Origin of the sequence: Mesorhizobium sp. M0772 (assembly GCF_040320135.1) — a bacterium.
Classification (GTDB): domain Bacteria; phylum Pseudomonadota; class Alphaproteobacteria; order Rhizobiales; family Rhizobiaceae; genus Mesorhizobium.
The window spans coordinates 109,255-133,447 of the sequence record NZ_JAMYPB010000001.1; the positions used below are offsets into that span (position 1 = coordinate 109,255).

Genomic DNA, 24,193 nt, shown 5'->3' on the forward strand with positions numbered 1-24,193 from the left:
CTACCCTTCCTGGCAAACCGGCAGAGCAATGGTCTCGTGTTCCACCGCCGATCCACGGCGCAAGCCGAGAAAGACGACAAGGGCGGTGACGATGGTGATTGCCGCCAGCACGATCAGCAGCCTGTCGAACGCGATCTCATAGGCCTGGACCAGGACCGTGGCTCCGGCACCCGGCAAGCGGGCTGTCGCTTCGCCGATGTTGCCGGTCACCAGCAGCTGCGCGGCGGCGGTTGCATCCAGGGAAGATGCCGTCCCCTGAGCCGCCAGTTGGGCTGCCGTGAAACCCGACAGGACTGCCATGACGATCGCCAGCGCCACGCCTTCGCAAGCGACGCGGGTGGTGTTGAAGATGCCGACCGCCATGCCGGCACGCTCTTTCGGCACGACGCCGACGGCAAGTCCGTCCATCAGCCCCCAGGGCAGGGCGATGCCGACGCCTATGAGGATCAGCGGCGCCACCAGCGCTGCGACGACAGGCGGTGTCAGGCTCAGCCAGACAAGGCCGCCGGCGGCCACAAGCAGGCCGACACCGCAGATCGTTGCCGGAGCGGTCCAGCGCGCTACCTGGCCGGCGAGCAGTGGCAGGATCAACAGCGGTCCCGACAGGCAGATCATCAACTGCCCCGCCTTGATCTCGCTCATCCCCTCGATGCCGATGAAGCGGATAGGCAACAGCACCAGCAGGACGACGAAGCCATAGGCGGGAGCGGCCGCCAGGAACTGGACGCCGACGAAGCGGGGAAAGCGGAACAGCGAGAGATCGAGCATCGGCCGGCGCACGCGCCGCTCGACGACGACGAAAGCGGCAAAGCAAAGGGCGGCCGCCACGAGAAGCGCGATCACCAGGGGATCGGTCCAGCCGCTCTGCGGCGCTTGCAGCACGCCGTAGGTCAGCGATGCCAGCGCGATCGTAAAGGTGCCGGCTCCCGCCCAGTCGAGGCCGGTCGCATCCGGATCGCGCGATTCCCTGATGGTGCGCAGGCCGAGCAAAGCGGCTGCAATCGCGAGCACTGCCACCAAGACGAAGATCGAGCGCCAGCCGAAGGCATCGATGAGCAGGCCCGACGCGATCGGCCCAAAAGCGAGGCCGATGCCGAAACTGGTGCCGAGGAAGGAGAAGGCGCGCAGCCGCAATGGCCCATCGAATTCCTGGGCAAGAGCGGAGGCGCCGCCGGCAAAGGCGGCGGCACTGCCGAGCCCTTGCGCAGCCCTGAGCACATCGAACCAGACGATATCAGGGGCAAACATCGATCCCAGCGATGCCAGCACATAGGTGGCGAGGCCAACAAGGAAGAGCCGCTTGCGGCCATGATTGTCGGCCAGCGCGCCTGATGCCATCAGGGTGGCGGCGAAGGTCAGCATGAAGGCGTTGGTCACCCAGTTGAGCGCGATCGGGCTGCCGCCGAGGTCGGCCGCAATGCGGGAAAGCGCGACGGCCGGGCCGGTGAAGGTCAAGGGCATTGTCATGGCGGCAAGGCATACCGACAACAGGACAAGCCATGGCGCGACCGCGCCGTTTGTGGTCTTCGGGGTCATAATTTTCCTATCTGAACCAGGATCCGCCGGCCTGCCGCAAGCTTGCTGCGCCGGTCGTAACGGGAAGATAGGCTCGCGACACTTCGAGAAAAATAGTGTTAAATCTCCAGATATACCGGACTGAAACGCTCGAATGGAGAGATGCGGTGGAACGCCTCAATGGGCTCCTGGCCTTTGCCCGCACGGCTGAGTTTGGCAGCTTCATCGCTGCGGGCCGCACGCTCGGCATCTCGGCATCGGCCGTCGGCAAGAGCGTCGCCAGGCTCGAGCAGGATCTCGGCGTAAGGTTGCTTCAGCGCAGCACGCGCCGCATCGGGTTGACCGAAGAGGGCAAGCTGTTCAACGAGCGGGTGCGGCGCATCCTCGACGACATCGACGATGCCGAGGCGATGCTGTCGCGGAGCCGCGAAACACCGCATGGGCGGCTGCGCGTTTCGACGCCGATCGTGACCTATCATTTGCTGTTCCCGGTGCTGTCGGAGTTCATGGCGCGCTATCCCGAAATCGAACTCGACATCGACTTTAACGACCGCCTCGTCGACCTCATCGACGAAGGCGTCGACATCGCGATCCGCAGCGGCGACCTGCCGGATTCGCGCCTGGTGGCGCGGCCGCTTGCACCCTTCCGGCTGCTGTTGTGTGCGGCACCCTCCTATATCGAGCAGCACGGCAACCCGAGCGGCCCGGACGATCTCGTGAACCATTACGGCATCCGCTTCCGCTTTCCCAACAGCGGCAAGCTGCAAGGCTGGCCGTTCATCGGCGGCAGCGCCGAGCCGCAGGTCCGCTCGATGCTGACCTGCAACAACACGGAGGCGCTGAAGGGCGCCACGATGGCCGGGCTCGGCATCAGCTCGATGCCCGATTTCCTGGTCCGCGAGGCGCTGCGTGACGGCTTGCTGCGCACGGTACTGGACGACCATGTCGATGGCCGCGGCCAGTTCCGGTTGCTTTGGCCGTCCAGTCGCCATTTGTCGCCAAAGGTTCGCGCCTTCGTCGACTTTCTTCCCGACCGGCTTGCCGCGACGCTGAGCGGCTCTTGAATTAGTCCTTCGCGGCCGACAGGGACGGCGACAGCAAGGAACAGCGGCGCTTCTCAGTAGGTGGCGCGGCCGCCGGAGAGATCGAACGTTGCGCCGGTGGTGAAGGAATTTTCGTCCGATAGCATGAAGGCGATCATCGCAGCCGCCTCTTCGACTTCGACGAACCGGCCTCGCGGCACCTTGCCCAGCATATAGGCGACCTGGGCCTCGGTGAGCTGTTCGAGGATGCGGGTGCGGGCGGGCGATGGGGTCAGCGCATTGACGGCGATGTCGTGGCCAGCCAGTTCCTTACCGAGCGATTTTGTCAGCGCGAGCACGCCGGCCTTGGCGGCGGAATAGGCGGCGGCATTCGGATTGCCTTCCTTGCCTGCGACCGAGGCGATGTTGACGATGCGGCCGTAGCTGCGCGCGATCATGCCGGGCACCAGGCGCTTGCAGCAGTAGAAGACGCCGTTGAGGTCGATGTCGATTATCTGGCGCCAGGCGGCAGGATCATAATCCGCCACCGTCGCTGCCGGTCCGGCGATGCCGGCATTGTTTACCAGCAGATCGACCGGACCAAGCGAGCGCTCGGTTTCCGTCGCGGCGCTGTCGACGGCCTCCATCAGCGATTGATCGCACAGCAAACCCTCGACCCGGCCGAGCGGGGCGAGTTCGGAAACGGCCTTCGCCATGGCGGTCTCGTCCACATCCCAGATGGCGACGCTGGCGCCCGATGACAGCAGTCGCCGGGCGACGGCAAGGCCGATGCCTTGCGCGCCGCCGGTCACCACGGCGACCCGGCTCGAGAGATCGACGGCATTCACACGACGGTTCATGGGCACTTTTCCTCTTCCCTGCATATTTGAATCTCAGTCCCTGACGGCTCTCGCCACCAGCCGCGCTATGCTCGGCCCGGCGATGAGCACGACCAGGAAGCGGGCCGACTGCAAGGCCATGACGAAGGATATGTCGACGTTCTGGGCGGCGGCGGCAATGATGGCGACGCTGTCCATGCCGCCGGGGCTGGTCGCGAGATAGGCGGTCAGCGGATCGATACCAAGGACGTGGCTGATCAGCCAGCCTAGCCCGCCGCAAAAGGCGATCAGCACGACGATAGAGCCGACGATCTGCGGCAGCGCCCGTGTCGCATGACGCAGGATCGCCCGGGTAAAATTCAGCCCTATCGACCAGCCGACCATCGCATAGGAGAGCGCCAGCAGCCATGGCGGCAATTGCATCGCCACGCCGAAGCCGAGATGGACGATGGTGCCGATGATGAAGGTGCCGAGGAAGAAGGGTGACGGCAGCCGGCACAACCGGCCGAGCAGGGCGCCGACCAGCGCCACGCCGAGCGTGGCGGCAAAGGCTGCCGGTTCGATCGGCGGGAACCAGACGATGGCTGGTACCTCGATGCCCGAAGTGTCGACCCACATCTTGGCGACGAGTGCTGCCGTCATCGAGACGAAGATGACGCGCAGATACTGCATGAAGGCGACGAGGCGCTGATCGGCGCCGAAGGCACCGGCCATCAGCACCATGGCAGTGGCAGCACCCGGCGACGAGCCCCAGACCGCGGTGGTGCCGGGCAGGATGCGCCAGCGGCTGATCAACCAGCCAAGCAGGCTGGACGCCGCAAGGGTCGCCAGCACCACGACAAGGACCAGCGGCCATTCCTTGTAGAACACCGAAAAAATGTCGGTGGAGATCGACGCCGCGACCAGACAGCCGACCAAGGCCTGGGCGGCGGCGAACAGCGGCCGCGGCACGCGCACCGTGGCGCCATTGGTGCCGGCAAGGATCGCCGCCAGCATCGGGCCGATCAGCAGCGCCGCCGGCAGTGCGGCGTATTCCAGCGCGCCGGCGAACAGCAGCGAGACGATCAGCAGCACCAGCCACTGCCGAACCGGACGCATGCCCGCCATGCGTTCGACGGCCGGTTGGTCTGGCGAAGAGTCCATGTTTGGGTCTTAGACCTGGAAGAGAAAAATGCGAACGCTGTCTCGGAAGAAATTCACGACCCCGACCCCGCGTTGGGATGTCACTCGTTTTTGATGGCGGGCAGGCCGAAACCGCCGGCCGGATGGGTCTCGACCTGGAATTCGAAGCCGGCGATGATCGGCCGGGCCTTGGCGATCGCTGCCTGGACCTTCGGCAGCTGCAGCGAAGCCTTGTGGCTTGCGGCGTCGGTCCACACTTCGGTCACCCAGATCGCGTCGGCATCGGCCGGGTCGCGGGCGATGACATAACTCAGGCAACCCGGCATGGCGCCGGTCGAGGCGAGCAGCACATCCATGATCGCGTCGCGCTGGCCGCGCGCCACCCGCATCTTTCCGATCAATCCGTACATTGCCTCTCCCCTTTCTTCCAACCTCAGCAAACGTGCGCACGACATGCATGGTTTCGAGACGCAGTATGCAATTGCCGGCTCACGGCATCAACTGGCCACCGTTCACCTCGATGACCTGACCGGTGATGTAGCCGCTCAAAAGATCGGAGGACAGAAACAGATAGGCACCGACGCAGTCTTCGGCCGTGCCGGCACGCCCTTGAGGAATGGTGGCGACCATGCCCTTCATCTGCTCGTCGGTGGAATAGCGCTCATGGAAGGGTGTCGCGATGGTGCCCGGCGCCACCGCGTTGACGCGGATGCCGAAGCCGATCAGTTCCTTGGCCATGCCGCGCGTCACATTGGAGACAAAGGCCTTGGCCGAACCGTACAGCCCGGCGCCGCCGCCAGCGCCATTGCGCGCCGCGATCGACGAGGTGTTGACGATGAAGCCGCCCTGCTTCTTCAGCCATGGCATCGCCTTGCGCGAGGCCGTCAGCACCGAGCGGGCGTTGAGGTCCATCACCGCGTCGTAGTGCGCCTCGGTCTGCTCCGCATAAGGTACGCGGCCAAGCATGCCGCCGGCATTGTTGACCAGCCCGTCGAGCCGGCCGAAATGCTCTGCGCTCTCCTCGACGACACGCTCGACATCCGCGGCCTGCGAGAAGTCGCCCTGGGTTAGAAACACCTCGCCGCCGTCATCGCAGATGGTCTTGGCCAGCGTCTCGGCCGCCTCGCGGCTCGAATTGTAGTGCAGCGCGACACGGCATTTCTGCGCGGCATAGGCGAGCGCGAGGGCCGCACCTATGCCGGTCGAAGCGCCGGTGACCAGCACCGCTTTGCCGGCAAGATCGGGGATGACGAGGGTGGTCGCGGTCATGAGCACTTTCCTTCGGGCTGTTTGGCCACCCTTCGTAGGCTCTCATGGCCTTCACGTTCAAGCCCGTGGCGGCTCAGGGCCGGAGATAGGCGTAGCCCTGGCGCTGCAGTTCGGCGAGCTTGACGACGCCGCCCTTGTCGGCGGCGTGGAAGCCCTCGAGCAGGTCGGCAAGCGTGATCTCCATGCCTTGCATGGTGTTGCCGCAGGCATGCGGCTCAAGGCCCTGTTGGACAAGGCCGGCAAAGCGTCCCGAGATCGCCGCCGATATGCCTTTCGACTTGAAGCCGGCGAGGGCCGGACCATGCACGACCAACACGATGTCGACATTGCCGCCGGTGCCTTCATAGTGGTTGTTGATGTTGCCGAGCACGAAGTTGACCTTATCGAGGTCGCTGAGGTGATAGGCGACCTTCGGTCTGTCTTCAGCGGCGGCGGCCCGGCTCAGCCCGAACAGGCCGGCGGCACCGGCAAGGCTGGCCCGGAACATGTCGCGTCGACGCATGGCATCCTCTCGGCTTGGCGCTCCCCGCAGATTGCGTGGCTGCGGCCATGATACTAGCATAAATTCACGTTACGTCCTGTCGATGCGAGGAGGGGGTCACATGGCGTTCAGGAAGTGGAAGGTTGTTGCCAGCGCTGGATTTGGCGCCGTGCTGCTCGGCGCGCTTGCGGGTTCGGCCGCGGCCGACGATGTGCTTAAATTACCCGAACTCAGCCCGAATGGCGCCGATGCCTGTTTCGGCCGCGTCTATGATGCGGCGCACCTCAAGGCGCATCCAAAGCAGAAGGTGGCGCGGATCTTCTTCCTCTATGGCCATGATCCGGTGAGCCATCCGAACGAGGAGCCGATGGCAAACGCCGACACCTCCTACAACGGTTTTCTCACCACCATGGTGCGCGGCGCCAAGGCGCCGCAATGGGCCGGCGGCTGGTGCAATCACGAGTCCGAGGACGGCAAGTCAGGTCCGATCCGCTGCGGCATGGACTGCGACCGCACCATGGCGTCGCTGAAGCTCGATGACAAAGGCCGCCTGATCCTCACCGACGTCTCGTCCGATCTCTATCTCGACGCCGGATCGGAAGACGAACTGGGCGAAGCCGAATATGACCGGCAGGCGCTGGGCTCGGAGGACGATAATTTCCGCCTCGACCCGATGCCGGCCGCAACCTGCCAGGCTGAGTTCGCCAAGATCGACCCGATCGATCCGGCGCTGGGTGCGCCGTTGCGCGAGCGGCTGAAGCCGGACCAGCCTTTCTGCTTCGGACGCGATTACGATGCCGCGCACCTGAGCTCTCATCCCGACCAGCTGACGCAGTCGATCCGGGTCTTCCGCGGACCGGTCGAGCTTGCCTCCTTCGCCTCAGGCGGCGATGTCACAAATTGGCCCGACGGCGCAGACATCGCGGTTTCGGTGACCACCAGGAAGAACGGCGCCAAGGTCACGCAGACCTATTCCTGCCAGGGCGAAGCGGACCAGTGGCGTTGTGCGGCCAGCGCGAAGATGAGCAACTTTTCCTGCGATATCGCGCAAAAGGAAATCTACCTCAAGCGCGGCGCCAACGGCACCATGATGCTCGCCAATCCCAACAGCAGCTTGGCGATCGTCGATTTGTGCTCGAAGACGGCGGATGGCAAGACGAAGTCGGACGACAAGGTTTACCGGTTGGAGGCCATGCCGCAGTCGGCGTGTGCGCCTTAGTCACTTTAGCAGCCATTTGGAAATGAATATGATGCGTCGCAGCTTTCTTGGTTTTCTGACTTCCTTGGCTTTCATCGGTTCCGCCAACGCTGAAGGCGAGGCTGAGGCTCGCAAGGCGGCCTCAACAGCACAGTTGAAGAAGGAGGGCGTGCCGTTCATCGACCATTTGCCGACGATCGAAACCGCAGCCGAAAGTCGGCGACGAACGAAGGACGAGGTGGTTAAACGCGCCATCGCACTGGTGATCGTGGCCGTCACAGCGGAGACCAATGATCGAAATCTTTTAAGCAACTTGATCAGCCAGTTTGGAGCCGAAGGGTTTTTTACGCCCAAAGAGCAAGCGTTTGTCGGTAACCCCGTTGCAACCGAGCAAGATCGCGCAAATTTTAGCTGGCGCTATGAAGGGGCTTTCGTAATGTTGTGGGCGTTGCAAGTCTTCAAAAACCTTGGGCGTCCAGACAAGCCTTGCGATGTGTCACAATTGGTTTCGATTTTGCGTGACCTCGACACGGAAGGGCTGCTCAAGCGGGCCAATTTGCGCCCGCAAAGCGACCTTCTCGATGCTGCCGATCTGATCTATCAGTACGATTGGGCTGTGGTGGATGCGCGGGTGAATGGGAAAGCCGCGCCGGCGGGATTGGAACCAGGCGTGGTTGTCGAACGTCATTACGCGCTCAATTGGCTGATTGGGTATATGGGGCAGGAATGGGATGACATCTCGACCGACACATGATGAGCCGGTCGCAAGCGAGGTGCTACCTTGGATCGGACTTCGCTTGCCGAGTTTGGATTTGACGAACTTAGACGGTTCGCCTGACTACGCTTTTGCCGAGGCCGAGCTGGCGCGCGTTTGAGCAGCAGGCGCTGCCCGATTTGGAGGCAATCAACGCCTGGATGTAGCCATTGGCGGGCTACCCCACATGGCGGTAATGGCGCGATCGATCCGGCGAGGTCGGCAGATCCTCGCCCGAGGATGATGCCCTGAGTTTTTCCTCACGCGAACGGCACCGCCGTCGTGCCTTTCGGCAGCTTCGCCTCGTCGTCCGGTTCGACATGGATGGTGACGCGCACCGAGGGGATTTCGGCCTTCAGCGCGTCCTCGATGCGGTCGCAAATGACGTGGCTGGCGCCGACCGTCATGTCGGCGTCGACGACCAGGTGGAACTCGATGAAGGTGGCGCGGCCGGCTATGCGGGTCTTGAGGTCATGAACCTCCAGCGCGCCCTTGCAATTGGCCGAGATGATGTCGCGAATGTGCATGTGTTCGGTCGTGTCCACTGCGCGGTCCATCAGCCCGTTCATCGACGAGCCGATGACGTGCCAGCCCTGCCACAGGATGTTGAGCGCGACGATGACGGCAAGCGCCGGATCGAGGATCTGCCAACCGGTCAGGATAGCGCCGACGAGGCCGCCGAAGACGCCGACCGAGGTCACGACGTCGGTCATGATGTGCCGGCCGTCGGCGACCAGCGCCGGTGATTTTGCGCTGCGCCCGGCGCGGATCAGCGTCCAGGCCCAGAAGGCGTTGATGACGGTGGCGACGCCGTTGATCGCCAAGCCCTCCCAGGGTTGTTCGAGCGGGGTCGGCGTCTGCCAGGAGCGCCAGACCTCGTTGAGGATCAAAAGCGCGGCGAGCACGATCAGCACGCCTTCCAGCACCGCCGAAAAATACTCGGCCTTGTGGTGGCCGAACGGATGGTCCTGGTCGGCCGGCTTGTAGCTGACCAGGACCGCCCAATAGGCGGCGGCCGAGGCTATGACGTTGACGATCGACTCCAGCGCATCCGAATAGAGCGCAACGGAGCCGGTGACGTACCATGCGGCAAGCTTGAGCGCGAGCACGACGCAGGCGATGACAATCGACCAGAAGGCAAGGCTGGCGATCCTTTGCCTTGCCTCCGCCTTCGCTGCGATCGCCGCCATGTCGTCCGTTGCCGCCATCGTTTCTAAGCGGCCTTTTCCTTGGCCTTGCGCGGCAGATGCGCAACGATGTTTTCGATGATGCGCATGCCGGCATTGTGGCCGAGCGTCATAATCGATTCCGGATGGAACTGGACGGCGGCGATCGGCTCCTTGCGGTGTTCGAAGGCCATGATGATGCCATCCTCGGTCTCGGCGGTGACGATGAAATCGTCGGGCAGCCGCACCGGATCGGCAAAGATCGAGTGGTAGCGGCCGACGGTCACTTCCTTGGGCAGGCCGGAGAAGATGATTCCGGGCTTGGAGACGCGGATGCGCGACGGCTTGCCGTGCATCGGCACGTGCAACTGCCTGAGTTCGCCGCCATAGGCCTCGGCCAGCGCCTGCAGGCCAAGGCAGACACCGAAGATCGGCAGGTCGCGGGCGCGGGCGTTCTTGATGGTCGCGGCGCAGTCGAAATCCTTCGGCGTGCCCGGTCCGGGCGACAGCACGACGAGATCGGGCTTCAGCCGTTCGAAGACTTCTTCCGGCACCGGCGAACGCACGGTCGAGACATTGGCACCGGTCTGGCGGAAATAGTTGGCCAGTGTGTGGACAAAGGAGTCTTCGTGGTCGACGAGCAGGATGTTGACGCCGTCGCCGACGCGCGCGGTGGTGCGTTCGGCGCCTGCGGCATTGCCCAATTTGGCGTCGCGAATGGCGGAGAGCATGGCGGATGCCTTCAGTTCGGTTTCGGCTTCTTCTTCCTCGGGGATGCTGTCGAAGAGCAACGTGGCGCCTGCGCGCACCTCGGCAATGCCGTCCTTGATGCGGATGGTGCGGAGCGTCAGGCCGGTGTTCATGTCGCCGTTGAAATTGACCATGCCGATGGCGCCGCCATACCAGGCTCGCGGGCTCTTTTCGTTCTGCTCGATGAAGCGCATGGCCCACAGTTTCGGCGCGCCGGTGACGGTGACTGCCCAGGCATGCGACAGGAAGGCGTCGAAGGCATCCATGCCTTCGCGCAGGCGCCCTTCGATGTGATCGACGGTGTGGATCAGGCGTGAATACATCTCGATCTGGCGGCGGCCGATGACGCGCACCGAGCCCGGATCGCAGACCCTTGACTTGTCGTTGCGGTCGACGTCCGAGCACATGGTCAGCTCGGATTCATCCTTCTTGGAATTGAGCAGCTTCAGGATCTGCTCGCTGTCGGAAATGGCGTCGTCGCCGCGTTTGATGGTGCCGGAGATCGGGCAGGTCTCTACGCGGCGGCCGTTGACGCGCACGAACATTTCGGGCGAGGCGCCGATCAGATACTCGTTTTCGCCGAGATTGATGAAGAAGGAATAGGGCGACGGGTTGATCGACTTCAGCTTGCGCGAGATTTCGGAAGGCTGCGTCTCGCAGCGTTCGTAGAACATCTGCCCGGGCACGACCTCGAACAGGTCGCCGCGCTTGAAACTGTCCATCGCCTTGCGCACCAGATTGGCATATTCGCCCGGCTCATGGTCGCCGCGCGGCGGGATGCGGTCGGCGGTCTTGAACGGTTCGGCAATTTCGTCGCGCGGCAGCCCCTCGGTTGAAAAACCGTCGCCGGAATAATCGTAGCGGTCGGTCCAGGCCTTGGTCGAATAATGGTCGACGACCAGGATCTCGTCAGGCAGGAACAGCACGAGATCGCGCTGGCTCTGTTTGCGCTCAAGCTTGTAGTCGACTGGATCGAACTGGAAGGCGAGGTCGTAACCGAAGGCGCCGTAAAGGCCGAGATTGGCGTCTTCGTCGGTCTTGAACAGAGCGGTGATGGCGCGCAGCACAGTAAACACAGAGGGGACGCGGCTGCGCTCTTCCTCGGTGAAGACGCGGCCGGGCTTGGCGACATCGAGGCGGATCAGCTTTTTCGAGGTTTCAGCAATCGTCACCTCGGCAACGCCGGCCAGCGTCTTGCCGATCACCGGCAGCAGCACTTCGCCACGGCCATTCAGCGCCTCGATGCGCATGGCGCGGCCACGCGCGGAAATCACCAGCGGCGGATCGATGATGGCCGTATCCCAGCGTGTGTAGCGGCCCGGATATTCGTAATTCGAGGAAAACACCGCACCACGGCGCGAGTTCAAGCCATCGACATAGGCATCGATCGCACCGGCGTAAGGCTTGTCGTGGCGTTCGCGGGTGATGGTGACACCACCTGCGGTCACGAAGCTTTCCGCGCCGTCTTCCAGAGCCTTCATCGTCATTGCCGTCTCCATATGGCTTGTTGGGGCAACGGACCCGGGAATGGCTTTGAAAAAACAAATGGCCGCCCGGACATTCCGTTGCGGCCACCCTCTATTTTCACGCGCACGCGTTCGAACAGGCCGCTGTCAGCGAGCCCACCACCAAATGGTCTTGATCGAGCGCATGTTCATGGGCGAAATCCATAGCGGCGAAAAGCCGGATGCGCAACAGGTTTGAAAGGCCTGTTTGTGGCCGCCGCTTCCGCAACCCATGGCACATCGCCAAGGCTTGGGGTCCTGCCTAGACTGTTCGTCCAACATCGGAAAGACGGGAAGACAGCAATGACCGAGCAGATCGAGCGCGCACGCACGTTCCATGCCCTTCATGTCAAGGGCAACCCGATCGTTCTCTACAATGCCTGGGATCCGGGCTCGGCCAAGATCGTCGAGAGGGCGGGCGCCAAGGCGATCGCCACCGGAAGCTGGCCGGTCGCGGCTGCTTTTGGTTATGCCGATGGCGAGAAAATTCCGCTGGAGCTGGCGCTGGACAACATCAAGCGCATCGTGGCGGCAGTCGACCTGCCGGTGACCATGGACCTCGAAGGCGGCTACGGCGTCGAGCCGGAGACTGTCGCCCAGACGGTCACACGTGCCCTGCAGGCCGGCGCCATCGGTTTCAATTTCGAGGACCAGATCGTCGGCGGCGCCGGCCTGCACGACATCGCCATACAGGTGAAGCGGATCGAGGCGGCAGCGGCGGCGGTGAAGGCTTCCGGCATTCCCGCCTACATCAACGCCCGTACCGACATTTTCCTCAAGGCCAAGACGGATGCGCATGACAGCGTGCTGCTCGACCAGGCCATCGAGCGGGCGCACGCTTATGAAAAGGCAGGAGCGAGCGGCTTCTTTGCGCCGGGACTCGGCTACGAGGGTCTGATCGAGGCGCTGTGCAAGGCGACGGCATTGCCGGTCAACATCATCGCGCTGGCGCATGTGCCGCCGCGCCAGCGCCTGGCCGAGCTTGGTGTTGCCCGTGTCAGCCACGGCCCGGTGCCGTACCGGCAGATGGCCGAATGGCTGGAGGCCAAGGCGCGGCTGGCGATTTCGGGTTAGCTCAGTCCTCCAGCGTGCCTGACCTCGCGTCGGCGCTCTTCTTGTCGCCGACCAGCTTCAAGAGATCCTCGCCGGCGCGGATGATGCGGCGTGAGCGGCGGGTCAGGATGACGCCGTCCTGCGGCGCCAGCACTTCGGTGCGGCCGCCGGCCTCGCCCGGTGTGTGGACGATGGTGGCGAGGCGCGCGCCCTTGGCGACGCGGTCGCCGGGCTTGACGTCGTAGAGGATGGCGCCGGCCCGGGGCGCCGGCATCATGTCGATGTTCTCCAGCGGCGCGACGAGGCCCTTGAACGCGCCGGGTGCGGGAAGGGCGGTATCGGCGATGACGCCGCGCGCCGCCAGCAGCCGGTAAAGGCCTTCGGCATCGGAACTTGCCAGCGCGCCGTCGACATCCAGCATGCCACGGTATTCTACCGTGGTGGCAACGCGGCGGTCGAGCTTCGCCACGTTGGCGGGGACGTTCTGGTAGGGCATGATCGTGGCGCCCTCGAAGGTGCCGTCGGTGTCCTCGCTCCACAACACCACGGCGTCGATACCCATGGCGGCGGCGCAATCGGCCATCGCCGGCCACAGGCTGGCGTGGACGTAGAGATAGGCAAGGCCCTCGTCATCGCAATGCAGGTCGAGCACGATGTCGTGGCCGAGCGACAGCTGCACCAGACGGGTCTTCAATCGCTGGTCGGGGGTGCCAAGCGTGGTGTCGGGCAAAAGCTTGGCGTCCGGTGCTGCGAGCAACGGAAAGCCGCGGTTGAAATTGTTGCGGGTGCCGAGATGAAAGCGGCCCTGGTGCTCGCCGAAATGATATTGCGCGCGGCCGATCGGATTGGCCCAGGGCACGACCGTGATGCTGCCCTTGATGCGGCCTTCCGCTTCGGCCTTGTTCAGCGCCGGCATCAGCGCGTCGATGGCGACGACACCAGGCAATTCACCGGCGTGGAGTGCTGCCTGCAGATAGGCCGAAGGTGCTGCCTTGTCGGCGCCGGCGAAGCGGAACACCGGGAATTCGTAGGAAACGCCTTCGGTATCGCCGGCGATGCGTTCGATCGATTTCTGCATGGGATGCCTCCAGGATAAGAGGCAGAACACATGCACTTTTGCCGAAGGGCTGTCGATTGGTCCAGTTCGCGCCGCCATGGGCGCAATGGAATTATTCGGCGGCGGCCGGAACCGGCCTTATCGGCGCCGATCCTTCGAGCGCCTGCGAGACAACGGCTACGCTGACCGCCAGCAGGGCCAGCACCGCGCCGACCAGCGGCAAATGAGCATAGGAAACGCCGGCCGACAGAGCCACGCCGCCGATCCAGGCGCCGCTGGCATTGCCGACATTGAATGCGCCCTGGTTGAGCGTGGCGGCGAGGTTCGGCCCTTCCGAAGCCGCTTCGACGACGCGGATCTGCAGCGGCGGCACGACGACGAAGATCAGCAGTCCCCACAAGAAGACGATGCCGATGGCGACGCTGGCGATCGCGCCGTACTGCATGAAGCCGACAAACAGAACTGCCATCAAAAGCAGCGTGCCGATGACCGTCGGCATCAATTTCCAGTCGGCCAGCCGGCCGCCGATGATGTTGCCTATGGTCATGCCGGCGCCGAACAGCAGCAGGACCCAGGTGACCGCGGAGGTCGACAGGCCGGAGACATCGGTAAGGTAGGGCTTGATGTAGGTGAAGACGGCAAACAGGCTGGCCGAGGCCAGCGAGGCGATCAGCATGGCGAGCCAGACCTGCAGCTTGCCCAGCACGCGCAGTTCGCTGCGCAGGCCGCCGCCGCTCGGTTCGGCGACATTGGATGGCACCAGCCAGGCGATGGCGGCAACAGAGATCAGGCCGATGCCGACGACGGCAAGGAAGGTGGAGCGCCAGCCGAAGGCTTCGCCAAGCGCGGTGCCGGCAGGAACGCCGAGAATGTTGGAGAGCGTCAATCCCGCGAACATCATCGCCATGGCGCTGGCGCGCTTGTTGCGCGGCACCAGGCTGGCGGCAACGACGGAACCAATGCCGAAAAAGGCGCCATGACCAAACGCGGTGAAGACGCGCGCGGCCATCAGAAGCCAGTAATTGGGCGCAATGGCGCAGAGCAGATTGCCGACGACGAACATCGCCGTCAGCGTGACCAGCACTGGCTTGCGCGGCAGATGCGCGGTGGCCATGGCAACGATGGGTGCGCCGAAGACGACGCCCAGCGCATAGCCGGTGACCAGCAGGCCGGCCGAGGGGATCGACACGCCGAGATCGGCCGCAACCTCCGGCAACAGGCCCATGATGACGAATTCGGTGGTGCCGATGCAGAAGGACCCAATGGCAAGCGCAAGGATCGGCAAAGGCATGGAAAATCCAGACTGAATCGGTTCAATTCAGACTGAACGAGAAGCCTTGCCGCGCGCAATGCACATTGCTGCAACGCACCAATGCAGAAAGCGCTGAGCTTGACGCGGAGTCATATCAGGCGAGCGGCTTCAGCTCCTGGGCGATGGTTGGCAACAGCTCCGAGACGTTGGGGTGGATATGCACGGCGCGCGCCAGCGTATCGACCGGCGCCTTGGCGTACATCAGGTCGAGCACGCAGTGCACCGCCTCGTCGCCGCCGGGGCCAAGCACGGAGCAGCCGAGGATTTGCCTGGTGTCGGCATCGACCAGGATTTTCATGAAACCTTGCGTCTCGCCCTTTTCGATGGCGCGGCCGACGCGGGTCATTGGCCGCTGGCCGACCAGCGCCTTGCGCCCGGATTTCTTCACCGCCGCCTCGGTCATGCCGCAGCGGCCGAGCGGCGGATCGATGTAGAGCGCGTAGGCCTCGATGCGGTCGCTGACCTTGCGCGGATCGTCGTCGAGCAGATTGGCGGCGACGATCTCATAATCGTTGTAGGAGGTGTGGGTGAAGGCGCCCTTGCCGTTGCAGTCGCCCATTGCCCAGATGCCGGGCACGCTGGTGCGCAGCTGGTCGTCGACGGTGACGAAGCCGCGCAGATCGACCGCGACGCCGGCCTTATCGAGGCCGAGATCGTCGGTGTTGGGGGTGCGGCCGAGTGCCAGAAGCACATGCGAGCCGACCGCCGGCGGCTTGCCGGATGAGAAGGTCACGGCGATGTCCTTGCCCTGTCTGGCAAAGCGGATGTCGTCGGCGCCGACATGGACTTCTATGGCTTCGTTTTCGAGGATCGACAGGATGGCCGCCGACACGTCCTCGTCCTCGCGGCCGGTCAGGCGCGAACTCTTCTCGATGACGGTGACTTCAGAGCCGAAGCGGCGAAACATCTGCGCGAATTCAAGAGAGATGTAGCTGCCGCCGACGACGATAAGATGGCGCGGCAAAACATCGAGATCCATCATCGAGGAGTTGGTGAGGTAGTCGACGTCGTTGACGCCCGGCAGGTCGGGCACCGAGGCGCGGCCGCCGGTGTTGAGGAAGATCTTTTCGGCGGTCAGAAGGTCGCCGCCGACACGCACGGTGTTGGCGGATTCGAAGCGGGCGTGGCCGCGATAAAGCGTGCAGCCCTTCATGCCGGCGATCCACGTCTCCAGATTGCTGCGGGAGTCGTTTGTGACCTTGTCCTTGCGCGCCTTGATCCTCTTGTAGTCCACGCCGACAGGGCCTGAGAACGTCACGCCGTAGTCCGCGGCACGCCGCGCCAGATGCGCGGCATAGGCGCTGGCGACCATGGTCTTGGTCGGCATGCAGCCGGTGTTGACGCAGGTGCCGCCGACCAGCTTGCGCTCGATCAGCGCCACGCTCATGCCGGCTGACGCCAGCCGGCCGGCGAGAGGAGGGCCGGCCTGTCCGGCGCCGATGATGATGGCGTCGTATGTCTTGGCGTCTGAGGCTTGGGCAGTCATACCACCGCCGCCACGATCAGCAGGCCGCCGATGATCGCCACCGCGTCCTCGATGAGGGCGGCAGGCAAATCCTTGCCGAAGGCGGCGGCCAACCGGCCGCGCGCTTCGGCGCCGCCATAGGTGCCGATGACAGCACCGATGGCGCCGGCAATCAGGCCGCCAATGGTGGAACCGGCAGTGGCGCCGATCACCGCGCCGCTGAAGGCGCCAAGCAGGATGCGGGCGCCGAATTGCTGCGGCACCTTGCGGCTCGGCGTCGAGGGCAGCTGGTCGGTGACCAGTTCGACGATGGCGAGGATGGTGAAGATACCGACGGCGGCCCAATGGCCCATGAAACTTGCCCAGGTGCCGGCCACCGGCAGCCAGCCGAGATAGGCGCCCCAGGCGATCGCGCCCGGCGCGGTCATGGCGCGAAGACCGGCAATGACGCCGATCAGAAGTGCAAGCAAATAGAGCATGTCGATCCCCTCGAAAGCAGGCCCGGGACTGGCCCACGAGGGCAAGCTAGCATAGGTCCTACGTTTGACGAGAGTAGGCGATGGTGCTTCTTCCATCAGTGAGCATTGTACTTTGGTAACCAGTCGAACATGACGAAGGGACGGAGTCGCTGTGATGGCCGGAAGCGAACGCACAAGGATGATTGCAGGCGAATGGTACATCTGCATCGACGACGAACTGGAGGCGCTGCGGGCGATCGCGCGCGATGCGGTGTTCGAGCATAATACGCTACGGCCCCAGCAACGCGGCAATATCGGCCCGGCGCTATTGGCGCTGCTCGGCAGCGCGGGCGCAGGCTCCCGCATCGAGGCGCCGTTCCACTGCGCCTACGGTTTCAACATCCATCTCGGCGACGGCGCCTTCCTCAATGCCGGCTGCACCATCCTCGACACCGCGCCGGTGCGTATCGGCAGGCGGACGCTTCTCGGCCCCAATGTGCAGATCTACGGCGCCGAGCACCACAAGGAGGCCGCTGGCCGTCAGTCGGGACTGGAGATTGCCAGGCCGGTCACCATCGGCGATGACGCCTGGATCGGCGGCAGCGCCATCATCCTCGGCGGCATCAGCATCGGCGATGGCGCCATAGTCGGCGCCGGCGCGGTGGTGACGCGCGACGTCCCTGACAACACCACGGTGGTCGGCAATCCGGCGCGGGCGGTCAAGCGGGGCTGAACTCGTCGTGGGCGGTCAGTATGAAGCCGTGCGTGCCATGCGCTCGTCCGGACCGGCTCGCCGCGAGAATTCACGCCGGTATTGGGCCGGTGACGTCTTGAGCCGTGCGGCGAAATGCTGGCGCAGCGAGGTGGCGCTGCCGAAGCCGGCTTCGAAGGCCACCATGTCCATCGATTTTTCCGTCGCCTCCAGCAGCCGTTGCGCCAGTTCGATGCGTTGGCCGGCCAACCATTCGCCAAAGCTGGTGCCGATCGATTTCTGGAAACGGCGGGTGAAAGTGCGCCGGGTCAGGCCCGCGGCCTCCGCGACGCGGTCGAGGTTGTGCGTTTGTCCGAGCGTTGCCCGCACCGTGTCGAGCGCCAGGGTGAAGCGGTCGGTGGCCGGGGTTTTCGCCAGCGGGCGCTCGATGAACTGCGCTTGCCCACCCTGCCGGTGCGGCGACAGCACGATGTGCCTGGCCAGCCGCAGCGCTACCTCTGCGCCATAGCGGGCGCGCACAATGTGCAGGCAGCAATCGAGCCCGGCGGCGACGCCGGCCGAGGTGACGATGTCGCCGTCGTCGACATAGAGCACGTCGGCGTCGACTTCGATGTCCGGGTATAATGTTTGCAGCCGGTCGGTGGAGGCCCAATGTGTCGTCGCACGCCGGCCCGCAAGCAGCCCGGCGGCGGCAATGGCGAAGGTGCCGAGACAGAGGCCGACGATCACCGCACCGCGCCGGTGCGCGTGGGTGAGCGCTGCCAGGAGCGGCGGCGGAATTGGGGCCTCGAGATCCTTCCAGCTCGGAATGATGACGATGTCGGCATCGTCGAATGCGGAAAGGCCATACGGCACCGCGATGGTCAGCCCGGCATCGGTGTGGATCGCTCCATCGTCGAGCGCGCAGACGCGAAAGTCGAAACGCGGCAAGCCAAGCTTGGTGCGGTCGGTGCCGAACACCACGCACGGCACGGAGAGGTGGAACGGGCTGATGCCGTCAAAGGCGAGAACGGCAATGATCGGGTCGGCCATGCGTGTTTCCAGCAAGCGAAAAGCGAATTGTCCTAATTCTTTCGAATGATGTCAATCGGGCCACTTTTGGCAGTCGGGCGATCCGCCTATTTTCGACCTGTCCCATTCAGCCCGAAGGAGAACACCATGTCCGCCAATATCACGCCGCGCCGCGCGCTCATCGTCATCGATGTCCAGAACGATTATGATGGCGGCAACCTCGCCATCCAGTATCCGCCGTTCCGCGACAGCGTCGTCAATGTCGCGCGCGCCATGGATGCCGCCGCTGCGGCCGGCGTGAAGGTGGTGGTCGTCAAGCAGATGGCGCCCGAGACCTCGCCAGTCTTCGCCAAGGGCAGCCATGGCGGCGAACTGCATCCCGAGATCGCCCGGCGAAGCCGCGACCACTATGTCGAGAAGTCACTGCCTAGCGCCTTTGCCGGCACCGACCTCGAGGCGTGGCTGCGCGCCAATACCATCGATACGATAACGGTGATCGGCTACATGACGCATAATTGCGACCTGTCGAGCATCATCCACGCCGCGCATGTCGGCTTTGCGGTCGAGTTCCTGTCCGACGCCACCGGTTCGCTGCCTTACGCCAACAGCGCCGGCTACGCCTCGGCCGAGGAGATCCACCGCGTGGTGTCCATCATCCTGCAGTCGCGCTTTGCGGCCGTGCTCAAGACCGCCGAATGGATCGATTGCCTGAAGACCGGTGCTTTGCCCGAACGCGACACGCCCTATGCGTCCAACCAGCGCGCGCTGGCGCGCAACGCTGCATAGGCAAATCTGTCCCCGAAAAGCAAAAGGGCGGCCAGTGGCCGCCCTTCTTGGATCTCGCAACGATCTCGAAATTTTCAAAACAGGCCTTCGATCTGGCCGATCTCGTTGAGGAAGATTTTTTCCGAGGACGGCGCCTTGGGCAGGCCGGGCATGGTCATGACCTCACCGCAGATGACGACGACGAAGCCGGCGCCCGCCGAAAGCCTGACCTCGCGTACCGGCACGGTGTGCCCGGTCGGCGCGCCGCGCAGGTTCGGGTCGGTCGAGAAGGAATATTGGGTCTTGGCCATGCAGACCGGCAGGTGCCCGTAGCCGGCCTGCTCCCAGGCATGCAGCTGGTCGCGCACCGACTTGTCGGCGATCGCCTCGTCGCCGCGATAGATGCGCTGGACGATGGTGTTGATCTTCTCGAACAGCGGCATTGCGTCGGGATAGAGCGGCGCGAACTGCGAGGCGCCGGATTCGGCGATCTCGACGACCTTGCGCGCCAACTCCTCAATGCCGGCAGAGCCATTGGCCCAATGCTTGCACAGGATCGCCTCGGCGCCGAGCGAGGCGACGAAATCCTTCATCGCCTGGATTTCCACCTCGGTATCGGTGGTGAAATGATTGATCGCCACGATCGCAGGCACGCCGAACTGTTTCACATTCTCGATGTGGCGGCCCAGATTGAGGCAGCCCTTCTTGACTGCCTCGATGTTTTCCTTGCCGAGGTCTTCCTTCTTGACGCCGCCATTCATCTTCATGGCGCGCACCGTGGCGACGATGACGGCAGCCGCCGGCTTCAAACCCGCCTTGCGGCACTTGATGTCGAAGAATTTTTCAGCACCGAGGTCGGCGCCGAAGCCGGCGTCGGTGACGACGTAGTCGGCGAGCTTCAGCGCCGTCGTGGTGGCGACGACCGAGTTGCAGCCATGGGCGATGTTGGCGAACGGGCCGCCATGCACGAAGGCCGGGTTGTTTTCCAGCGTCTGCACCAGGTTTGGCTGCATGGCGTCCTTCAGCAGCACCGCCATGGCGCCGTCGGCCTTGAGGTCGCGGGCATAGACCGGCGTCTTGTCGCGGCGGTAGGCGACGATGATGTCGCCAAGGCGCTTTTCCAGATCCTTGAGGTCGGTGGAAAGGCACAGGATAGCCATGACTTCCGAGGCGACGGTGATGTCGAAGCCGGCCTCGCGCGGATAGCCGTTGGCGACGCCGCCGAGCGAGCAGATGATTTCGCGCAGCGCCCGGTCGTTCATGTCCATGACGCGGCGCCAGGCGACGCGGCGGGTGTCGATGCCGAGCTCATTGCCCCAGTAGATGTGGTTGTCGATCAGCGCTGACAGAAGGTTGTGCGCCGTGGTGATGGCGTGGAAGTCGCCGGTGAAGTGGAGGTTCATGTCCTCCATCGGCACGACCTGCGCGTAGCCGCCGCCGGCAGCACCGCCCTTGACGCCGAAATTCGGGCCGAGCGAAGCCTCGCGGATGCAGACGATCGCCTTCTTGCCGATGCGGTTCAGACCGTCACCAAGGCCGACGGTGGTGGTCGTCTTGCCTTCGCCGGCCGGCGTCGGGTTGATGGCGGTGACGAGGATCAGCTTGCCGTCCTTGTTGCCCTTCACCGATTTGATGAATTCGGCCGAAATCTTCGCCTTGTCGTGGCCGTAGGGCAAAAGGTGCTCGGTCGGGATGCCGATCTTGGCGCCGATCTCCTGGATCTGCTTTTTCTTGGCGCCGCGCGCGATCTCGATGTCGGACTTCACTTCGGCCATGACGGCTTTCCTTCGGATTGGACGGTGGAGGGGACGGGTTTGATCTCACTCGCAGGCATGTTGAACCAGGGCGCGGGCATGTTCTAACCCTGTCGCTCCCGCGGCGTCAACTTGCATGCAACTATGTTTCCTATGAAGAAAGTGTCTCCGCGGCCGGCCGACCTGTCGCCGGTTCTTCCTGGCTCCGTTGCCGCGCCGTATAGAAGCCAGAGGACGCGACGTTCCGCCGTCTCAAAACAGCCGCCCAATGCACGGAATGCGACAGAGGCGACGGCGCAAATTCGCCATCGCTCGCCGGGAAAGCTGTGGACGCTACTGAGTCAGGACGTTGCTGATCTCGACCATGTTGGAGCGCACGCGAAGCACGTAGAAACCCATCGTCGTCAGGTGCGTCGGCATGATCCAGCCATCCTCGCGGCCATTGGCGATGATGAAGGGCTGGATGCGCAGGGCCGAGACGAATTGCGCATCCATCGTGTCCCACAGATTGCCGAGATGCTTTTCCTTGATGACGTCCTCGAAGTCGGCCTGGGCGCCCTTCATCAGGCCGTAATAGGCATAGAGCTGGCCATAGGCGAACCAGAAGCGGTCGTCGGCGCGGAAGTCGAACCAGCCATTGTTATGGTTTTCGGCGCGCTCCTTGAGGATCGCGGAGGTGGAACCGATGTCGGAGGAGATGCGGTCGATATACTGCTTCAGATTGTCGGCGCGGGCATCGAACGTCGCCTGGCAGCTGCCGAGGCGGGCGTTGAAGGAGCGCAGCTTGGTGACGGCATCGCGATAATAGCTCGGCGTCGGCGTCTTGGGGCCGAACGGGTTGAGGCCGAAATACCAGGTCTCCTCGTCGAACTGCAGATTGCCGCGCGCATCCTGCAGGTCGCCGTCGATCTGCGATGTGGTGCGAACACGGCCGAGATTGTCGGCAAGCTCGGTGGCGGTACGCCGCACCGCCTGGTTGATGCCGCGCTGGAACGAGGCCTTGTTGTCCATGAACGGCGTGTTGTCCCAGTCGATGCCGAACAGGCCGAGTTTGTAGAGGATCATCGACGAGATCCAGGCATTCTGGTTGACGTTGAAGTCCGTCAGGTCGGCCGCCACCTGGGCGATGCCCGAATTGCCGCAGGTCTTGGCGGTGTCGGTGCCGGCGCCGGCGGCGACCTGTTCGCCGGCGGAAATGTTGCGGTTCTCGAAGGTGTATTTGTCGACGTAGTTGGGATCGAACTTGTTCCACCACTGGGTGGCGTAGAAGAAATTGGCGTAGAGGCCGATCAACACCAGAAGCGCGAGGCCGACCACAGCCTTCAGGATCCAGCCGCGCTGCGTATACCAGCGCCCAGCCCAGAGGAACGGCCACAGGATCGCGCCGATGACGAGGCCGATGCCGCGGCCGATCCATTGGAAGATGCGGGTGAAGAAATTCACGATCGGATCAAGCATGGCTCTCGTTCACCCCTCAGTCAGTCAGGCCGTAAAGGCGCGTGCGAAACGCCACTTTGTCTTTCAAATATGTGGTTTTCAGAACGTCCACAACATGCGACCGCCAGGCGTCGCTGTAGCCGTCATAGTCCTTGTAGAAGCCCGGCTTGTTGAAGACGTAACGCGAGACAAAGTCCTGCGGCACGAAATCCGAGATCAACTGGTTGGTCAGCCAGGCGTCGGGATGGTCGGGCTTGCCACGCACGACCAGGAAGCGCTGTTGCGGAAACACATCCTCGATCTTGAGATGGCCGAGCTGGGCGATCTCACGCTTGGCGGCGTTGAGAAAGGGGAAATTGCCGTCCTTGGTGATCAGATCGGCATGGCCATGGATCCAGGTCTGCAGCCAGACCTTGTCGACCTCGGTCAAATTGCGGTTCGGCTCTGTGTCGCGGATGAGAGAGCGCACCACCATCTCGGCGCGATGCTCGAGATAGCCCGAGCTTTCGACCCATGACGCGCGGGGCAGTTCGATGCGGCCGGTGCTGGCCAGGAACTTGAACACCTTGTCGGCATCGTTGATCGAGAGATAGCTGACCTGCCAGGGCCGCGAACGGCGAAAGCCGGGGGCGGCCGGGTCGCCGATGACGGTAGTCATATCAGGATCGACGAAGACGTAGACGCCGCCGAAATGGCTGGTCCAGTAGGCGTTGTGGCGGAAGATCACCTGGTCGGGCACCAGCGCATTCTCACGGATATCGCCGCAGACCTTCGCCAGCTCCACCATACGGCTCAGCATGGTGTTGTCGCGCCAGGCATCGGGCTCCTGCTTCAGCCGGTCGACCAGCTTGCCGAGTTCGGCGGCCTTGCCCAGCACGTCCTCGGCCGAAAGCACCCGGAACTCGACCTGGCTGATCGACAGCAGATCCTCGATGTCGTTGACCAGGGGAACGGAATCCTCGATCTCCCCGTAGATGACATCCTTGATGGTCAGCGCATCGATGGCGCGCTGGTTCTTGGACATGAACTCGAACATCAGCTGCGAGGTGTTGGAAAAGGCGGTGTGCACCACCGGCAGATCGATCTGCGAAGGCGTCAGGATGATGAAGCGGCGGTTGACCTCATTGGGGTCGAGATAATCGTAATCGCCGCATTCCTCGGCCACTTCGGGCGAGAAGCCGGTGCGGTCGATCTGGAAGCTCTTCAGCTTGGTGGGCTTGAGGCCGAAGGCAACAAGCGCCTTGTTGTAGCGCTGGATGAGGTGCGACTCGTCGACGGTGAGCAAGCGGCCGTAGATCAGCTCATTGTCGCGGAGAAGGTCGGGTTTTTTGGCGTGGCTCATGCAGAACGTTCCGAGCGGCGTTGCCTGTTGTGGCGAAGCGCCAACGCTGACGCCTCCCTCTCCCCGTTCTTCACGGAGTAAGGGTGAGGGTGAGGGGCAGCGCTAGCATTCAAGGACATGTCTCCCCATGGCCTTTGGCGTCAATAAATCGGAGATCATTGGTCCGGATGTGCCGATCGAGCGCTGTTCGATAGCTGCCAGTATGG

At 63.7% G+C, this 24,193-nt stretch carries 22 protein-coding genes; 6 read left to right on the plus strand and 16 right to left on the minus strand.

The window, feature by feature from the left end; all coding sequences use genetic code 11:
* The gene (locus NKI06_RS00510) at positions 1 to 1,536 is read right to left on the minus strand and encodes an MFS transporter (RefSeq protein WP_352838766.1); all 1,536 of its coding nucleotides are present in this window, start codon (positions 1,534 to 1,536) and stop codon (positions 1 to 3) included.
* Positions 1,537 to 1,682: 146 nt separating this feature from the next.
* Between NKI06_RS00510 and NKI06_RS00515 the strand changes: the two genes are divergently transcribed.
* Complete coding sequence (locus tag NKI06_RS00515; RefSeq protein WP_352983469.1) at positions 1,683 to 2,579, plus strand: LysR family transcriptional regulator; 897 nt, start codon at positions 1,683 to 1,685, stop codon at positions 2,577 to 2,579.
* 53 nt (positions 2,580 to 2,632) lie between these two features.
* On the opposite strand, the gene NKI06_RS00520 is transcribed toward NKI06_RS00515, so the two are convergent.
* The 5 genes from NKI06_RS00520 to NKI06_RS00540 form a co-directional block, all read right to left on the minus strand.
* Positions 2,633 to 3,385, minus strand: coding sequence for an SDR family NAD(P)-dependent oxidoreductase (locus NKI06_RS00520; protein ID WP_352838793.1), 753 nt, complete (start codon positions 3,383 to 3,385; stop codon positions 2,633 to 2,635).
* A 45-nt stretch (positions 3,386 to 3,430) separates the two neighbouring features.
* Positions 3,431 to 4,519, minus strand: a complete 1,089-nt coding sequence (locus tag NKI06_RS00525; RefSeq protein ID WP_352838768.1) for an AbrB family transcriptional regulator — start codon at positions 4,517 to 4,519, stop codon at positions 3,431 to 3,433.
* A gap of 80 nt (positions 4,520 to 4,599) precedes the next feature.
* Positions 4,600 to 4,908 carry a putative quinol monooxygenase gene (locus NKI06_RS00530; RefSeq protein WP_352983471.1) on the minus strand — a complete coding sequence of 103 codons (309 nt, stop codon included), beginning with the start codon at positions 4,906 to 4,908 and terminating at the stop codon, positions 4,600 to 4,602.
* Between the two features lie 79 nt (positions 4,909 to 4,987).
* The gene (locus tag NKI06_RS00535; RefSeq protein WP_352838770.1) at positions 4,988 to 5,767 is read right to left on the minus strand and encodes an SDR family NAD(P)-dependent oxidoreductase; all 780 of its coding nucleotides are present in this window, start codon (positions 5,765 to 5,767) and stop codon (positions 4,988 to 4,990) included.
* Between the two features lie 73 nt (positions 5,768 to 5,840).
* The gene (locus NKI06_RS00540; RefSeq protein ID WP_023669972.1) at positions 5,841 to 6,269 is read right to left on the minus strand and encodes a DsrE family protein; all 429 of its coding nucleotides are present in this window, start codon (positions 6,267 to 6,269) and stop codon (positions 5,841 to 5,843) included.
* A 100-nt stretch (positions 6,270 to 6,369) separates the two neighbouring features.
* Between NKI06_RS00540 and NKI06_RS00545 the strand changes: the two genes are divergently transcribed.
* Both NKI06_RS00545 and NKI06_RS00550 read left to right on the plus strand, forming a co-directional pair.
* Complete coding sequence (locus NKI06_RS00545; RefSeq protein WP_352983473.1) at positions 6,370 to 7,467, plus strand: hypothetical protein; 1,098 nt, start codon at positions 6,370 to 6,372, stop codon at positions 7,465 to 7,467.
* A 28-nt stretch (positions 7,468 to 7,495) separates the two neighbouring features.
* Positions 7,496 to 8,200, plus strand: a complete 705-nt coding sequence (locus NKI06_RS00550; protein WP_352838772.1) for a DUF4272 domain-containing protein — start codon at positions 7,496 to 7,498, stop codon at positions 8,198 to 8,200.
* Between the two features lie 260 nt (positions 8,201 to 8,460).
* Here the strand turns inward: NKI06_RS00550 and NKI06_RS00555 are convergent, their stop codons facing one another.
* Both NKI06_RS00555 and NKI06_RS00560 read right to left on the minus strand, forming a co-directional pair.
* A complete protein-coding gene (locus tag NKI06_RS00555) occupies positions 8,461 to 9,408 on the minus strand; it encodes a cation diffusion facilitator family transporter (RefSeq protein WP_352983476.1) in 948 nt (315 codons plus the stop codon).
* 5 nt (positions 9,409 to 9,413) lie between these two features.
* On the minus strand, positions 9,414 to 11,603 hold the full coding sequence (locus NKI06_RS00560) for an anthranilate synthase (RefSeq protein ID WP_352838774.1): 2,190 nt from the start codon (positions 11,601 to 11,603) through the stop codon (positions 9,414 to 9,416).
* Between the two features lie 321 nt (positions 11,604 to 11,924).
* Between NKI06_RS00560 and NKI06_RS00565 the strand changes: the two genes are divergently transcribed.
* Positions 11,925 to 12,695 carry an isocitrate lyase/PEP mutase family protein gene (locus tag NKI06_RS00565; RefSeq protein ID WP_352510453.1) on the plus strand — a complete coding sequence of 257 codons (771 nt, stop codon included), beginning with the start codon at positions 11,925 to 11,927 and terminating at the stop codon, positions 12,693 to 12,695.
* A gap of 1 nt (position 12,696) precedes the next feature.
* Here the strand turns inward: NKI06_RS00565 and NKI06_RS00570 are convergent, their stop codons facing one another.
* The 4 genes from NKI06_RS00570 to NKI06_RS00585 form a co-directional block, all read right to left on the minus strand.
* A complete protein-coding gene (locus tag NKI06_RS00570; RefSeq protein WP_023695830.1) occupies positions 12,697 to 13,752 on the minus strand; it encodes a succinylglutamate desuccinylase/aspartoacylase family protein in 1,056 nt (351 codons plus the stop codon).
* A gap of 91 nt (positions 13,753 to 13,843) precedes the next feature.
* A complete protein-coding gene (locus tag NKI06_RS00575; RefSeq protein ID WP_352983479.1) occupies positions 13,844 to 15,022 on the minus strand; it encodes an MFS transporter in 1,179 nt (392 codons plus the stop codon).
* A 115-nt stretch (positions 15,023 to 15,137) separates the two neighbouring features.
* The gene (locus tag NKI06_RS00580) at positions 15,138 to 16,529 is read right to left on the minus strand and encodes an FAD-containing oxidoreductase (protein WP_352983481.1); all 1,392 of its coding nucleotides are present in this window, start codon (positions 16,527 to 16,529) and stop codon (positions 15,138 to 15,140) included.
* Entirely contained in the window at positions 16,526 to 16,987 is a 462-nt protein-coding gene (locus NKI06_RS00585; RefSeq protein WP_023669981.1) for a membrane protein, read from the minus strand. The genes NKI06_RS00580 and NKI06_RS00585 overlap by 4 nt, the downstream gene beginning before the upstream one ends.
* Before the next feature lie 154 nt (positions 16,988 to 17,141).
* Between NKI06_RS00585 and NKI06_RS00590 the strand changes: the two genes are divergently transcribed.
* Positions 17,142 to 17,699: a sugar O-acetyltransferase gene (locus tag NKI06_RS00590; protein ID WP_352983484.1), complete on the plus strand. Its 558-nt coding sequence runs from the start codon at positions 17,142 to 17,144 to the stop codon at positions 17,697 to 17,699.
* A gap of 15 nt (positions 17,700 to 17,714) precedes the next feature.
* Here NKI06_RS00590 and NKI06_RS00595 read toward each other — a convergent pair whose 3' ends face one another.
* Positions 17,715 to 18,710: a helix-turn-helix domain-containing protein gene (locus NKI06_RS00595; protein ID WP_352443356.1), complete on the minus strand. Its 996-nt coding sequence runs from the start codon at positions 18,708 to 18,710 to the stop codon at positions 17,715 to 17,717.
* 126 nt (positions 18,711 to 18,836) lie between these two features.
* Between NKI06_RS00595 and NKI06_RS00600 the strand changes: the two genes are divergently transcribed.
* Positions 18,837 to 19,475, plus strand: coding sequence for an isochorismatase family protein (locus NKI06_RS00600; RefSeq protein ID WP_023748141.1), 639 nt, complete (start codon positions 18,837 to 18,839; stop codon positions 19,473 to 19,475).
* A 74-nt stretch (positions 19,476 to 19,549) separates the two neighbouring features.
* On the opposite strand, the gene NKI06_RS00605 is transcribed toward NKI06_RS00600, so the two are convergent.
* From NKI06_RS00605 to NKI06_RS00615, 3 genes are all read right to left on the minus strand, one after another.
* Entirely contained in the window at positions 19,550 to 21,229 is a 1,680-nt protein-coding gene (locus NKI06_RS00605; protein WP_352983486.1) for a formate--tetrahydrofolate ligase, read from the minus strand.
* Positions 21,230 to 21,541: 312 nt separating this feature from the next.
* Entirely contained in the window at positions 21,542 to 22,666 is a 1,125-nt protein-coding gene (locus NKI06_RS00610) for a DUF2333 family protein (protein ID WP_023686165.1), read from the minus strand.
* 16 nt (positions 22,667 to 22,682) lie between these two features.
* Positions 22,683 to 23,987 (minus strand): DUF6638 family protein, encoded by a 1,305-nt coding sequence (locus NKI06_RS00615; protein ID WP_023683664.1) that lies wholly within the window; start codon positions 23,985 to 23,987, stop codon positions 22,683 to 22,685.
* Positions 23,988 to 24,193: the final 206 nt, after the last annotated feature.